Below are 12677 nucleotides of genomic sequence, written 5' to 3'. Positions count from 1 at the left end.
AATCAGGGGCATGGAAAGCAGCAGCACCACGCGTCGCCGGGCCACCCGGCAGAAGCTCTACGAGGCGGCCGTGACCCTCATCGCGGAGAAGGGCTTCTCGGCCACCACGGTGGACGAGATCGCCGAGCGCGCCGGGGTCGCCAAGGGCACGGTCTACTACAACTTCAAGAGCAAGACCGAACTCTTCGAGGAGCTCCTGCGGCACGGCGTCGGGCTGCTCACCGCCTCGCTGCGCTCCGCGGCCGAGGAGACCGGGCGGCGCGGCGGCACCCGGGTCGAGGCACTGGACGCGATGATCCGGGCCGGCCTGGTCTTCATCGACCGGTATCCGGCGTTCACCCAGCTGTACGTAGCGGAGCTGTGGCGCACCAACCGGGCCTGGCAGGGAACCCTCCTGGTGGTGCGTCAGGAGGCCGTCGCGGTGGTCGAGGACGTGCTGCGCGAGGGGGTGGAGAACGGCGAGCTGAGCCGGGAGATCGACATCCCGCTGACGGCCGCCGCGCTGGTCGGCATGGTGCTGGTGGCGGCCCTGGACTGGCAGGCGTTCCAGCCCGAGCGGTCGATCGACGACGTGCACTCGGCGCTGTCGCTGCTGCTGCACGGTCGGGTCAGCGGACGCTGAGCCGCCCGCCCCCGGCGGACGGAGCGCACGCGGGCAGAACCGTATGACGGGCAGGAGCGCATACGGAAGGCGCCGGTCCGGTGGGACCCGGTTTCCCGGGTCCGCGCCGGACCGGCGCCTTCCGTAACTGCTGGAGGACTTCCCCCGTGGCCCCGTGTCCCCCGTGGCCCCGAGTCCTCCGTAGTGCTCCCCCGTACCGGAGGGGAGTGCCGCGACCGTTCCGCCGCCCCGTGCCGGCGGTGCCTGCGCGGCGCCCCTCTCCGTGCCCACCACTCTCCCGTCCGGGCAGGTGGGAGCCCATCCGCGTACCTACTCATCTCGCGGTCTAGGTACGGATACTCAGATCTGGGCACCGAACCCGTCCCGTGCCGTACGCCATCTGGCTTACGATCGCGTCCGTGTCCGTACTCCCTCTGGTGTTCACAAGCGGCTGGGCCAGCGGGATCAACGCCTACGCGGTGGTCCTGCTCCTCGGCATTTTCGGTACGACCGGTCTGAGCGACGAGGTGCCCGACGCCCTCCAGCGCACCGACGTCCTGGTGGTGGCCGGGATCCTCTTCCTCTGCGAGGTGGTGGCGGACAAGGTCCCGTACGTGGACTCGGTCTGGGACTCGGTGCACACCGTCATCAGGCCGGTGGCCGGTGCCGTCGTGGCGGCGCTGCTGGCCGGTGGCGACGGTTCGCTGCCGGAGCTCGCGGCGGCGGCGATCGGCGGCTCCACCGCGCTGGTGAGCCACCTGGTGAAGGCCGGCACCAGAATGGCGGTCAACACCTCCCCCGAGCCGTTCAGCAACATCGTCATGAGCATCGTCGAGGACCTGGGCGTCGCCGGGATCGTCACCTTCGCGATATTCCATCCGGTGGCGGCCTCGCTCATCGCGGCGTCGCTGCTGCTGATCGGCATCGTGATCGTGGCCTTCCTGTTCTCCCGCATCCGGCGCTTCCTGCGGCGCAGGAAACAGCGGCGGGAGGAACGGCGGCTGGCCCGGACGGGCTCGTACCTACCGCCGGGCTGACCTTCGGCGGTGGCCGTTAAGGTCACTGACATGGCACGTATTGCGGTGATCGGCGCCGGGATGGGCGCGATGGCGGCGGCCGCCCGGCTCGCCGTGGCAGGGCACCGGGTGACGGTGTACGAGCGGTCGGAGACCTTCGGCGGTTCGGTGGGCCGGTACGCCCGTGAGGGCTTCGCCTTCGACACCGGCCCGGCGCTGCTCCATCTGCCCGCCGTCTACCGCGACCTGTTCGTGAAGACGGGCAAGGAGCCGCTGGAGCGGTGCGTCGGGCTGACCCAGGTCGATCCGGCGAGCCGGCACCTGTTCGCGGACGGCACGGCGGTGTCGCTGCCGAACGCCTCGCGGGCCGGGGTGGTCTCCGCCCTGGACGCGGCGCTCGGCGACGGCGCGGGCGCGGCGTGGGGCGGGTTCCTCGACCGGGCGCGCGATGCCTGGGACCGGTCGCGGCGTCCGCTGCTGGAGGAGCCGCTGCGCCCCGACCGGCAGGTGTTCGGCCGTGATCCCTATCCGGCGCTCCGGCAGCGCCGACTGCTGCGCTCCGCCCGGCAGGCGGGCACGGTCGCGGAGGTCGGCGCGTGGGAGCTGTCCGACCCCCGGCTGGCCGCGCTCCTCGACGGGTACGCCCTGTCGTACGGGCTCGACCCGGTGCGCGCACCGGCGTCGGCGGCCCTGCTGCCGTACATGGAGGAGACGTTCGGCAGCTGGTACGTCTCCGGCGGCATCCGGGCCCTGGCGCAGGCGGTGCACGAGCGGTGCCTGGCCCGGAAGGTGGAGTTCGTCCTGGGGTGCGAGGTGGCCCGGGTCGTCGAGAAGGACGGCCGGGCGGCGGGGGTCGAGCTGGCGGACGGGACGGTCGCCGAGGCCGATCACGTGGTGCTGGGCGCCCCGCCCCGCCCCGGTCTGGTGCCGGGTCAGGAGTCCTGGCAGGACGAGGACGTGACGGCCCGGCAGGGTGCGGGGCAGGAGCTGGTGCCGGGCCGGTTCCTGGTGCTGCTCTCGCTGCGCGGCGCCCGGCCCGCGGACACCGTGCACCGGACGCTGGTGCACCCGGCGGACGGTGCGGCGGAGCGCGACGCGGTGTTCGGCGGGCGGCTCGCCGAGCACCCCACGGTGACGGTGCTGCGCCCGGACGACCCGTCGACCCGCCCCGACGACGACCACGAGGCGGTGACGCTGACGGCGACGGTCGCCCCGCACGGCCCGGTGGACTGGACGGACCCGGCGGTGCGCGAACGGTGCGCCGATTCGCTGATCGTGGCCGCCGCCGCGGCCGTGCCCGGGATACGGGAGCGGTTGCTGCACGCCGAGGTGCGGACCCCGGCGGAGACGGCGGCGCGGACCGGCGCGGAGGGCGGTTCGGTGCCCGCGCCCGCGCTGGCCGGGGCGGGCGGCGCGTATCTGCGTCCGGGCAACCGCACCCGGCTGCCGGGGCTCTACGCCGCGGGCGGCTGGTCGCACCCGGGCGGTGGACTCGCCCACGCGGGCATGTCGGGGGCCCTGGTCGCCGGGCTGATCGTGGAGGGGGACGGGTTCCGGGGCTCCCGGTGAGCGCCCGGAGGCCGTCCGTACCGCGGGACCGGCCTCCGACGGCTACGGCTACCGCTACGGCTCAGTAGCGGTACTGCTGTTCGTCGTAGCCGCTGCCGTTGTTGTAGCCGTTCGGCGGCGGGGCGGGGTGGGCGGGCTGCTCCGGGGGCGTGACGGGGTACTGCTCGCCCTCGCGCTGCTGCGGCACCCAGACGCCGCCGGGCGGGGTGTCGGCGTACGGCTGCTGGGCGTACGGGTCGGGGGCGTACTGCTGCCGGCCCCCGAAGCTGTCGTAGTCGTTGCCGTTTCCGTAGCCGTCGTACGAGGGGTACTCCGCGGGGCCCCCGGCGGTGCCGGTCCCGATGTACGGGTCGGAGTACGCGGCGTACTGCTGCTGCGTGCCGTAGTCGTACTGCCCGGCGAGCGGGTCCTGGGCGGCGTACGGGTCCTGGCCCGGTGCTCCGTACGCGGCGGTGGGCTCGGCGTGGACGTCGTACGGGGCGTACGGGGGCTGCTGCGGGAGGGAGGCGGACCGGTCGTCCTGGCGCGCCCGGTGACCGTCGGAGTAGACGCCGTACTGACCGGTGTCGTCCGGCATGGGCTCCGGCTCGTAGACCGCGGGGGCCTGTACGGGCGGCGGCGGGGTCTGCCCGTCGTGCTCCAGCTCCAGGTCCGAGACCTGGAGCGTGGGTCCGCGGCCCTGCCGCCCCTCCCCGTTGCCGCCCTTGCGGCGCCGGCTGGCGCCGGGGTTGCCCCCTATGGCCCAGCCGGTGGAGAAGCCCCGCCGGAAGGACAGCGTGACCTGGGTCTGCCCGGTCGCGAAGGCGATCGTGCCGAGGACGATGACGAGCACGGACGGGATGAGCACCCCGACGACCACGCAGGCGAAGCCCGCGAAGGCCAGCAGTCTCCAGCGAAGGCGCGCCTTGTACTGCAGGAGCACTTCACCGAGCAGCCACAGCGCGACGATTCCGAACGCGATGTAGAGGACCGTCCAGCCCATGCCCGCCCCCTCCTACGGCCACCGCCCCGGGTAGCGGCGGGTACGGCCGGTCACGACTGCTTGTGCAGTCCGAGATTCTCGTAGATTTCGAGCGTCGCCGTCGAGTTGTTGAGCGTGATGAAGTGCAGTCCGGGAACACCCTCGGATCGCAGCCTCGCGCAGAACTGCGTTGCGAAGTCGATTCCAATGGAGCGTACAGCGGCGGGATCGTCCTTTGCCGCGAGGATCCGTTCTTTCAGGAACGGGGGGAAGGACGCGTTGCTGAGCTGTGCGAATCTGTCCAGTTGTTTGACGCTGGTCAGCGGCATGACCTCGGGAATGATCGGGGTTTCGCAACCCGCGGCGACCACTCGGTCACGCATCCGCAGATAATCCTCCGGGTCGAAGAACATCTGGGTGATCGCGTAGTCGGCGCCGGCCCGGCACTTGTCCACGAAATGCCGGATGTCGGTGTCCCAGTCGGTCGAGCGCGGGTGCATCTCGGGAAATGCCGCGACGCCGACGCAGAAATCACCGGATTCCTTGATGAGCCGGACGAGGTCCGCCGCGTACCGCACGCCCTGGGGGTGCTCGACCCACTCGCCCATCGGGTCGCCCGGCGGGTCCCCGCGCACGGCGAGGATGTTCCGGATCCCGGCGTCCGCGTACTGCCCGATCATGTTGCGCAGCTCGGCGACGGAGTGGTTGACCGCCGTGAGGTGGGCGACCGGGGTGAGGGTGGAGTCGGCCGCGATCTGCTCGGTGGCCCGCACCGTCCCGGCCCGGGTGGAACCGCCGGCCCCGTAGGTCACGGAGACGAAGCTCGGCCTCACCGCCTCGACCCGGCGCAGCGCGTTCCAGAGGTTCCGCTCGCCCTGCTCGGTCTTGGGAGCCCAGAACTCGAAGGAGTAGGAGGTCTTGCCGGTCGCGAGGACCTCACGCACCGTGCGTGCGCGATCCGTCCTGGTGGATGGTGTACCAAGGGCCATACCGGCAGGTTAACCAGAGCAGGGCGGCCATAGGACCGGACCAGGGAGAATTGTCCGAATTGACGGGTTGTTTGTCCATCCTTCGGACACCCGGGCCGAATCACGCCCCTGAATGCCCGTGCCCATGTCCGTGTCCGGCCCCGTCCCGGGCATCCGGCCCGGTAACGGCCCCGGCGGGCCGTTACCGATCACGGTCCCGGCGGGACGGCCGGGGTCACTCCCCGGCGTGCGCCCTGATCCGGCGGGCCAGCTCGGCGGTGGCGGCGCCCGGGTCGGCGGCCTCGGTGATCGCCCGTACGACGACCACCCGGCGGGCCCCGGCGTCCAGCACCTCGTCGAGGTTGCCGGCGTCGATGCCGCCGATGGCGAACCAGGGGCGCGGCTGGTCGAGCGAGGCGGCGTACCGGACGAGGTCGAGGCCCGGGGCGTGCCGTCCGGGCTTGGTCGGGGTGGGCCAGCAGGGGCCGGTGCAGAAGTAGTCCACGCCGGGTTCGGCGACGGCCGCGTCGACCTCGGACCCGGCGTGCGTGGAACGGCCGATCAGCACGTCGTCGCCGACGATCGCACGGGCGGCGGGCACCGGCAGGTCGCCCTGGCCGAGGTGCAGCACGTCGGAGCCGATGGCGTGGGCGACATCGGCCCGGTCGTTCACCGCGAGGAGCTTGCCGTGGCGCCGGCACGCGTCGGCGAACACGGCGAGGTGGTCGAGCTCCTCGGCCGCCTCCATGCCCTTGTCGCGCAGCTGGACGACATCCACCCCGGCGGCGAGCACGGCGTCGAGGAACGCGGGGAGGTCGCCCTGGCGCCTGCGGGCGTCCGTGCACAGATAGAGCCGGGCTTCGGACAGCGACGCGCGGAGCGTGGACATCGGTGCGGTTCCCCCCTGGGAGAGCGGTGCGGAAGACGGCACGGGGCAGGGGCGGACGGCGCGGGACCGCGCCGTCCGCCCGCTCGCACCGGGCCTGTGATCAGACGGCGAGCGCCTGGGCGCGGCGCTTCACCTCCGTGCCGCGATTCTCGCTCAGTGCCTGGGCGGGGGTGCCCGGCAGGGTCGGGTCGGGGGTGAAGAGCCACTCCAGCATCTCTTCGTCGGTGTAGCCGTCGTCCTTCAGGAGCGTCAGGGTGCCGGAGAGGCCCTTGACCACCCTGGTGCCGTCGATGAAGGCGGCCGGCACCTGGAGTGCCCGGTTCTCACCACGGCGTACGGCGATCAGCTGGCCCTCCTTGACCAGCTGCCGCACACGCGTCACCTCGACATCGAGCATTTCGGCGATGTCGGGGAGGTGGAGCCAGGCAGGGACGAGAGCATCGATCTTTGCGTCAATCTCGGTCACGAGGACAAGCCTGCCATCCCGCACTGACAGCCGATACCCGGACTCGGCCCTTCAGGGCGTCCCGAACCGCTCCCCCGGCCCCTCTCCGCCCTTCCGTCCCGGTCGCCGGGGCCGCGCGCCGCCCGGCGGGTCCTCAGTCGCGGACCGCCGTCTTCAGCGGCACGGCGGGGTCGGCGGCCCGTTCCGGATCGAGCGACGCCCCCGCCTCGATGAGCTTGCGCCCCTGCGCCAGGTCGCGCGGGCGGCCGACGGCGAGAACCGCGACCAGGACGCCGTCGCGCAGCCAGCACACCGACCAGGCGGGGTCCGCCGGATCGCCGCGCCACAGCAGGGTGTCGGCACCGCCGTGGTGGCCCGCGTACTGCACGAACCGGTCGAACTGCTCGGACCAGAAGTACGGCACGGGGTCGTACGTCAGCGGCTCGAAGGCACTGTCGGCCGCCGCGCCGATGATGTTGGCGGCGGCGGTGCGCGGGCCCTGGAGGGCGTTGTCCCAGTGGTGGACGAGCAGGCGTTCGCCGTACCGGGCGGAGGGGAACGAGGCGCAGTCGCCGACCGCGTACACGTCGGGTGCCGAGGTGCGCAGCGCCCCGTCGGCGGTCACCGACCCGTCGGGGCCGAGCTCGATGCCGGAGCCGGCCAGCCAGCCGGTGGCGGGCCGTGCGCCGATCCCGACGACGACCGCCCCGGCCTGGAGCGTACGGCCGTCCGCGAGGACCACCCGGCCCGGCTCGATCCGGTCGACCCGGGCCCCGGTGAGGAGTTCGGCGCCGATCCCGGCGTACCAGTCGGCCATCGGGGCGGCGACCTCGGCGGGCATCGCGCCCGCGAGGGGCCGGTCGGCGGCCTCGACGACGGTGACCCCGCAGCCCGCGGCGCGGGCCGCGGTGGCGAACTCGGCCCCGATCCAGCCCGCGCCGACGACCACGACGTCGTGCCGTTCGCCGAGGACCGGGCGCAGCCGGGCCGCGTCGTCGAGGGTGCGCAGCAGGTGGACGCCGGGAACGCCCTCGGTGCCGGGCAGCACGACCGGTTCGGCGCCGGTCGCGATCACCAGGGCGTCGTAGCCGACGGGGCCCGAGGGGGTGTCCAGCTCGTGCGCGTCCGGTCGCACGCCGGTGACCTCGACGCCCAGCCGCAGTTCAATGTCCAGCGCCTCGAAGTCGACCTCGAAGGCGGAGTCCTCGGCCTTGCCGAGCAGCACCGCCTTGGACAACGGGGGCCGGTCGTAGGGCTGGTGGGGTTCGGCGCCGATCAGGACGACGGGGCCGGTGAAGCCCTGTTCCCGCAGGGCCACCGCGGTCTGCACGCCCGCCATGCCCGCGCCCACGACGACGACGCGGCGCCCCGGCCGCCGGTCCGGCTGCTCTGACTGCTGCTGATCGCTCACCCCTACACCATAAGCATCTGACATTTCGTCAGGAAGAGGGGATCTCCTCGACCGTGCTCGTCCCGCCGCCCTCCTGCGACTCCCACTCCCACCGCTCCTCCAGCCGGACCCGGCCGTCCGCGAGGTCGACGACGGTGGAGACGCAGTGGCCGCAGGACGTCGTCCCGTCCTGCTTCAGCTGGACGTACCTGAAGTCGAGGGTGTCACCGTCCCGGGTGCCGACGAGATGGCCGCGGACCACGTCACCGCCCGCGTAGTCGGCCCAGATCCGGCCGTCCTGCTCGTGGTACGCGAAGCGGGTGCGGGTGCCGACCTGGCCCGGGGCCTGGTCGGCGACCGGGGCGAGGACGAGTCCGTCGAGCGAACGGGCCACGGTGGCTGCTCCCTTACTGGGCCGGGACGGCGGGGTTTAGGGTGGCCAACGTAAAACACTCGCGGGAGCCCGGACGCACCGGGCTGAGAGGGAGGCTGGGCGGCCTCCGACCGTACGAACCTGATCCGGGTCATGCCGGCGAAGGGAGGGGCTGGACGCCCATGCGTTCTTCCGGAAACGGGAAGGGACACGACGTCCTCGTCATCGGGGGCGGGATCATCGGTCTGGTGACCGCCTGGCGGGCCGCGCAGCGCGGACTGGGCACCGCGGTCGCCGATCCCGAACCGGGCGGCGGGGCCGCCCGGGTGGCGGCCGGCATGCTGGCCGCCGTCACCGAACTCCACTACGGCGAGGAGCTGCTGCTCGGTCTCAACGTCGCCTCGGCCGCCCGCTATCCGGCCTTCGTGGCCGAGCTGGAGGAGGCGAGCGGGCGGGAGACCGGCTTTCGCACCTGCGGCACCCTGGCCGTCGCCCTGGACGCCGACGACCGCGCCCATCTGCGGGAGCTGCACGCCCTCCAGCAGCGGTCCGGGCTGATGTCCCAGTGGCTCACCGGCCGTGAGTGCCGCCGGCTGGAGCCGATGCTGGCGCCGGGAGTCCGGGGCGGCCTGCGGGTCGACGGCGACCACCAGATCGACCCCCGCCGGCTGGCCGCCGCCCTGCTGACCGCCTGCGAGCGGGCCGGGGTGACCTTCCACCGCGACCGGGTGGAGCGCCTGACGGTGCGGGGCGGCCGGGCCGCCGGGGCGGTGCTCGACGGGGGTACGGAACTGGCGGCCGACCAGGTCGTGCTCGCCGCGGGCAGCCTCAGCGGCCGGCTCCCGGGGCTGCCGGACCACGTCGTGCCGCCGGTCCGGCCGGTCAAGGGGCAGGTGCTCCGGCTGACCGTGCCCGCCCCGTACGCGCCCTTCCTCAGCCGGACGGTACGGGCCGTGGTCCGGGGCAGCCACGTCTACCTGGTCCCGCGCGAGAACGGCGAGCTGGTCGTCGGCGCCACCAGCGAGGAGCTGGGCTGGGACACCACCGTCACCGCGGGCGGCGTCTACGAACTGCTGCGGGACGCCCACGAGCTGGTCCCCGGCATCACCGAGCTGCCGCTCACCGAGGCCCTGGCCGGTCTGCGCCCCGCCTCCCCCGACAACGCCCCGCTGCTGGGCCCCACCGCCCTGCCCGGCCTGCACCTCGCCACCGGTCACCACCGCAACGGGGTGCTGCTCACCCCCGTCACCGGTGACGTCATGGCGGAGTTCCTCACCGGCGGCGAACCGCCCGAGCAGGCCCGCCCCTTCACCCCGCACCGATTCCCGTCCGCCGCCGCCCCCGTACGTCAGGAGCAGCCCGCATGACCGAGTCCGCATCCCGCCCCGGCTCCCCCGCCGGGCCCGGCACGTCCCCCGCCCCCTCCGCCGCCCTCTCCGTGTCCGTGAACGGCGAGGTCCGCGTCCTCGCCGCGGGCACCGCCCTGGACGCCCTGGTCGCCTCCCTCACCACCGCGGGCTCCGGCGTGGCCGCCGCCGTCAACGAGACCGTCGTGCCGCGGGGCCGGTGGTCCGCCGTCGTGCTGGCCGACGGCGACCGCGTCGAGATCCTGACCGCGGTCCAGGGGGGCTGACCGTGTCCGACGACCTCTTCGCCCTCGGCGGCACCGACTTCGGCTCCCGGCTGATCATGGGGACGGGCGGGGCGGCCGGCCTCGACGTGCTGGAACGTTCCCTGGTCGCCTCCGGCACCGAGCTGACCACCGTCGCGATGCGCCGCCTCGATCCGACCGTGCAGGGCTCGGTGCTCTCCGTCCTGGAGCGGCTCTCCATCCGCGTGCTGCCGAACACTGCGGGCTGCTTCACCGCGGGCGAGGCCGTGCTGACCGCCCGGCTGGCCCGCGAGGCGCTCGGCACCGACTGGATCAAGCTGGAGGTGGTGGCCGACGAGCGGACCCTGCTGCCCGACCCGATCGAGCTGCTGGACGCCGCGGAGATCCTGGTGGACGACGGCTTCACCGTGCTGCCGTACACCAACGACGACCCGGTGCTGGCGCGCAGGCTCCAGGACGTGGGCTGCGCGGCGGTCATGCCGCTGGGCTCCCCGATCGGATCCGGCCTCGGCATCCGCAATCCGCACAACTTCCGGCTGATCGTCGAGCAGGCCCGGGTGCCGGTGATCCTCGACGCCGGTGCCGGGACGGCCTCGGACGCGGCGCTCGCGATGGAGCTGGGCTGTGCGGCGGTGATGCTGGCGTCCGCGGTGACCCGGGCCCAGGAGCCCGAGCTGATGGCCGCGGCGATGCGGCACGCGGTGGCGGGCGGGCGCCTGGCGTACCGGGCGGGCCGGATCCCGCGCCGCCACTTCGCCGAGGCGTCGTCGCCGGTGGAGGGGCGCGCCCGGCTGGACCCGGAGCGCCCGGCCTTCTGAGCCGCCGGGGCGACCTGCGGTTCATGTCCCTGTCACGGCTCGGCTGCAGTACGGCTCCGGGTCCGCCCCGGCCCGTGAGCCGGGTCCGTGGCTGCTCGTAGACTCGCCTGCGTGGATACGACCCTCCAGGACCCTCTCGTCGGGCAGCTGCTCGACGGCCGCTACCGCGTCGATGCCCGCATCGCCGTGGGCGGCATGGCCACGGTCTACCGGGCCGTGGACACCCGGCTCGACCGGGTTCTCGCCCTCAAGGTGATGCATCCGGCGCTGGCGACCGACGCCACGTTCGTCGAGCGCTTCATCCGCGAGGCCAAGTCCGTGGCCCGCCTCGCGCACCCGAACGTGGTGGCCGTCTTCGACCAGGGCGCGCAGGGACAGTACGTCTACCTGGCGATGGAGTACGTGGCGGGCTGCACCCTGCGCGACGTGCTGCGCGACCGGGGCGCGCTGCAGCCGAGGGCCGCGCTGGACATCCTGGAGCCGGTCCTGGCCGCCCTCGGCGCCGCGCACCGGGCGGGTTTCGTGCACCGCGACATGAAGCCGGAGAACGTCCTGATAGGGGACGACGGCCGGGTCAAGGTCGCCGACTTCGGCCTCGTGCGGGCGGTGGGCTCCGTCACCAGCACCACCGGGTCCGTCCTGGGCACGGTCTCCTACCTCGCCCCCGAGCAGATAGAGCACGGCACGGCGGACACCCGTACCGACGTGTACGCCTGCGGCGTCGTCCTGTACGAGATGCTGACCGGTGCCAAGCCGCACGGCGGGGAGACCCCCGCCCAGGTCATCTACCAGCACCTCAACGAGGACGTCCCGCCGCCTTCGGCCGTCGTCCCCGGGCTCCCGGAGGAGCTCGACGGGCTGGTGGCCGCCGCGACCGCCCGCGACCCCGAGGCCCGCCCGTTCGACGCGGTGGCCCTGCTCGCCCGGACCCGCGAGGCGCGCGCCGGCCTCACCGACGCCCAGCTGGACGCCGTACCGCCGCAGGCCACCGCCGAGTCGCACGACGCCACCGAGGACCGCACCAGCGTGATCCCGCGGCTGCTCCCGGCCGACCAGGGCGTCTCGCACCACACCAGCCGGCTGGAGATGCCCCCGCCGGAGCCCGCGCGGCCCGCGGCTCCGGCACGGCGCCGCGGTGTGCCGCCGCGCTCCGTCCTCGTCGCGGTCGTCGCCGTGCTGCTGGCGCTGGGCATCGGCACCGGCGTCTGGTACATCAACTCGGGGCAGTTCACCCGGGTCCCCGCGCTGCTCGGCCAGACCCAGAAGAACGCCGAGAAGCGGCTCGCGGAGACCGGTCTCGAGGTCAAGACCGTCGAACGGGAATACAGCGACACCGTGGAGCGCGGCAAGGTCATCAGCAGCGAACCCGAGCCCGGCGACCGCGTCAGGGGCAACGCCTCGGTGACCCTCGTCGTCTCGCGGGGGCCGGAGATCGTGAAGGTCCCCGAGCTCCGGGGCCTCTCCCTGGCCGACGCCAGGAAGGAACTGAAGAAGGTCGGCCTGGTGTCGGGCATGGTCACCAAGGAGTTCAGCGAGGACATCGTGCGGGGCGACGTGATCCGCACGGACCCCGGCGCGAACACCGGGCGCCACCCGGACTCGGCGGTCGCCCTCGTCGTCAGCAAGGGCGCCCCGGTCGACGTCCCCGACGTCACCGGGCTGTCCGTCGAGGACGCCACCGCGGCCCTGGAGGAGGAGGGCCTGAAGGCCGAGGTGCTCCCCGACCGGGTGAACTCCCCCGAGGTCGCGGGCGACATCGCCCGCCAGTCGCCGGGCCAGGGCTCGGAGGCGGCCGAGGGCGACACCATCAAGCTCACGGTCTCGAAGGGCCCCCGGATGATCGACGTCCCGGACGTCACCGGGAAGGACGTCGACGAGGCCACGGCCGAACTGGAGGACGCGGGCTTCGAGGTCAAGGTCGACCGCCCGTTCCTCTCGTTCAGCGACACCATCGCGAGCCAGTCCGTCGACGGGGGCGACCAGGCCCCCGAGGGCAGCACCATCACCATCAAGACCAAGGGACTCTGAGATTCAC

13 protein-coding genes and 1 riboswitch are annotated in these 12677 nt (G+C 73.4%); of the genes, 7 read left to right on the top strand and 6 right to left on the bottom strand.

Annotated features, from left to right (window positions below; all coding sequences use genetic code 11):
* The first annotated feature begins 10 nt into the window (after positions 1-10).
* The 3 genes from ABZZ04_RS12925 (at position 11) to ABZZ04_RS12915 (ending at position 3186) form a co-directional block, all read left to right on the top strand.
* Positions 11-622 carry a TetR/AcrR family transcriptional regulator gene (locus ABZZ04_RS12925; protein ID WP_356932242.1) on the top strand — a complete coding sequence of 204 codons (612 nt, stop codon included), beginning with the start codon at positions 11-13 and terminating at the stop codon, positions 620-622.
* A 398-nt stretch (positions 623-1020) separates the two neighbouring features.
* Positions 1021-1638: a DUF4126 domain-containing protein gene (locus ABZZ04_RS12920; RefSeq protein WP_356932241.1), complete on the top strand. Its 618-nt coding sequence runs from the start codon at positions 1021-1023 to the stop codon at positions 1636-1638.
* A 30-nt stretch (positions 1639-1668) separates the two neighbouring features.
* On the top strand, positions 1669-3186 hold the full coding sequence (locus ABZZ04_RS12915; RefSeq protein ID WP_356932240.1) for an NAD(P)/FAD-dependent oxidoreductase: 1518 nt from the start codon (positions 1669-1671) through the stop codon (positions 3184-3186).
* A 61-nt stretch (positions 3187-3247) separates the two neighbouring features.
* On the opposite strand, the gene ABZZ04_RS12910 is transcribed toward ABZZ04_RS12915, so the two are convergent.
* The 6 genes from ABZZ04_RS12910 to ABZZ04_RS12885 form a co-directional block, all read right to left on the bottom strand.
* Positions 3248-4168, bottom strand: a complete 921-nt coding sequence (locus tag ABZZ04_RS12910) for a hypothetical protein (RefSeq protein WP_356932239.1) — start codon at positions 4166-4168, stop codon at positions 3248-3250.
* Between the two features lie 50 nt (positions 4169-4218).
* Positions 4219-5136 carry a methylenetetrahydrofolate reductase [NAD(P)H] gene (metF, locus tag ABZZ04_RS12905; protein WP_356932238.1) on the bottom strand — a complete coding sequence of 306 codons (918 nt, stop codon included), beginning with the start codon at positions 5134-5136 and terminating at the stop codon, positions 4219-4221.
* 214 nt (positions 5137-5350) lie between these two features.
* Complete coding sequence (thiE, locus tag ABZZ04_RS12900) at positions 5351-6004, bottom strand: thiamine phosphate synthase (protein WP_356932237.1); 654 nt, start codon at positions 6002-6004, stop codon at positions 5351-5353.
* Positions 6005-6104: 100 nt separating this feature from the next.
* Positions 6105-6470, bottom strand: coding sequence for an Rv2175c family DNA-binding protein (locus tag ABZZ04_RS12895; protein WP_148834452.1), 366 nt, complete (start codon positions 6468-6470; stop codon positions 6105-6107).
* A 133-nt stretch (positions 6471-6603) separates the two neighbouring features.
* Entirely contained in the window at positions 6604-7884 is a 1281-nt protein-coding gene (locus ABZZ04_RS12890; RefSeq protein ID WP_356932236.1) for an FAD-dependent oxidoreductase, read from the bottom strand.
* 4 nt (positions 7885-7888) lie between these two features.
* Entirely contained in the window at positions 7889-8233 is a 345-nt protein-coding gene (locus ABZZ04_RS12885; protein WP_356932235.1) for a hypothetical protein, read from the bottom strand.
* 51 nt (positions 8234-8284) lie between these two features.
* Positions 8285-8397, top strand: a riboswitch (TPP riboswitch).
* Here ABZZ04_RS12885 and thiO point away from each other — a divergent pair.
* The 4 genes from thiO to pknB all read left to right on the top strand — a co-directional run bounded on the left by thiO (position 8395) and on the right by pknB (position 12670).
* Entirely contained in the window at positions 8395-9579 is a 1185-nt protein-coding gene (thiO, locus tag ABZZ04_RS12880) for a glycine oxidase ThiO (RefSeq protein WP_356932234.1), read from the top strand. It overlaps the preceding riboswitch by 3 nt.
* Positions 9576-9845, top strand: coding sequence for a sulfur carrier protein ThiS (thiS, locus tag ABZZ04_RS12875; RefSeq protein ID WP_356932233.1), 270 nt, complete (start codon positions 9576-9578; stop codon positions 9843-9845). The genes thiO and thiS overlap by 4 nt, the downstream gene beginning before the upstream one ends.
* 2 nt (positions 9846-9847) lie before the next feature.
* Positions 9848-10642 (top strand): thiazole synthase, encoded by a 795-nt coding sequence (locus ABZZ04_RS12870; protein ID WP_356932232.1) that lies wholly within the window; start codon positions 9848-9850, stop codon positions 10640-10642.
* Positions 10643-10753: 111 nt separating this feature from the next.
* Positions 10754-12670, top strand: a complete 1917-nt coding sequence (gene pknB / locus ABZZ04_RS12865) for a Stk1 family PASTA domain-containing Ser/Thr kinase (RefSeq protein WP_356932231.1) — start codon at positions 10754-10756, stop codon at positions 12668-12670.
* Positions 12671-12677 lie beyond the last annotated feature (7 nt).

This window comes from Streptomyces sp. NPDC006435 (genome assembly GCF_040612315.1).
Taxonomy (GTDB): domain Bacteria; phylum Actinomycetota; class Actinomycetes; order Streptomycetales; family Streptomycetaceae; genus Streptomyces.
Note: the sequence above shows the minus strand (reverse complement) of the source record. Positions and strands in the feature narration are given on the sequence as shown.

What these genes read in the sequence shown, in the direction of transcription:
- thiO (WP_356932234.1), top strand. Translation starts at nt 8,395, where the DNA reads ATGCGTTCTTCCGGAAACGGGAAGGGACACGACGTCCTCGTCATCGGG.
- thiS (WP_356932233.1), top strand. Translation starts at nt 9,576, where the DNA reads ATGACCGAGTCCGCATCCCGCCCCGGCTCCCCCGCCGGGCCCGGCACG.
- metF (WP_356932238.1), bottom strand. Translation starts at nt 5,136, where the DNA reads ATGGCCCTTGGTACACCATCCACCAGGACGGATCGCGCACGCACGGTG.
- thiE (WP_356932237.1), bottom strand. Translation starts at nt 6,004, where the DNA reads ATGTCCACGCTCCGCGCGTCGCTGTCCGAAGCCCGGCTCTATCTGTGC.
- ABZZ04_RS12915 (WP_356932240.1), top strand. Translation starts at nt 1,669, where the DNA reads ATGGCACGTATTGCGGTGATCGGCGCCGGGATGGGCGCGATGGCGGCG.
- ABZZ04_RS12890 (WP_356932236.1), bottom strand. Translation starts at nt 7,884, where the DNA reads ATGTCAGATGCTTATGGTGTAGGGGTGAGCGATCAGCAGCAGTCAGAG.
- ABZZ04_RS12910 (WP_356932239.1), bottom strand. Translation starts at nt 4,168, where the DNA reads ATGGGCTGGACGGTCCTCTACATCGCGTTCGGAATCGTCGCGCTGTGG.
- ABZZ04_RS12925 (WP_356932242.1), top strand. Translation starts at nt 11, where the DNA reads ATGGAAAGCAGCAGCACCACGCGTCGCCGGGCCACCCGGCAGAAGCTC.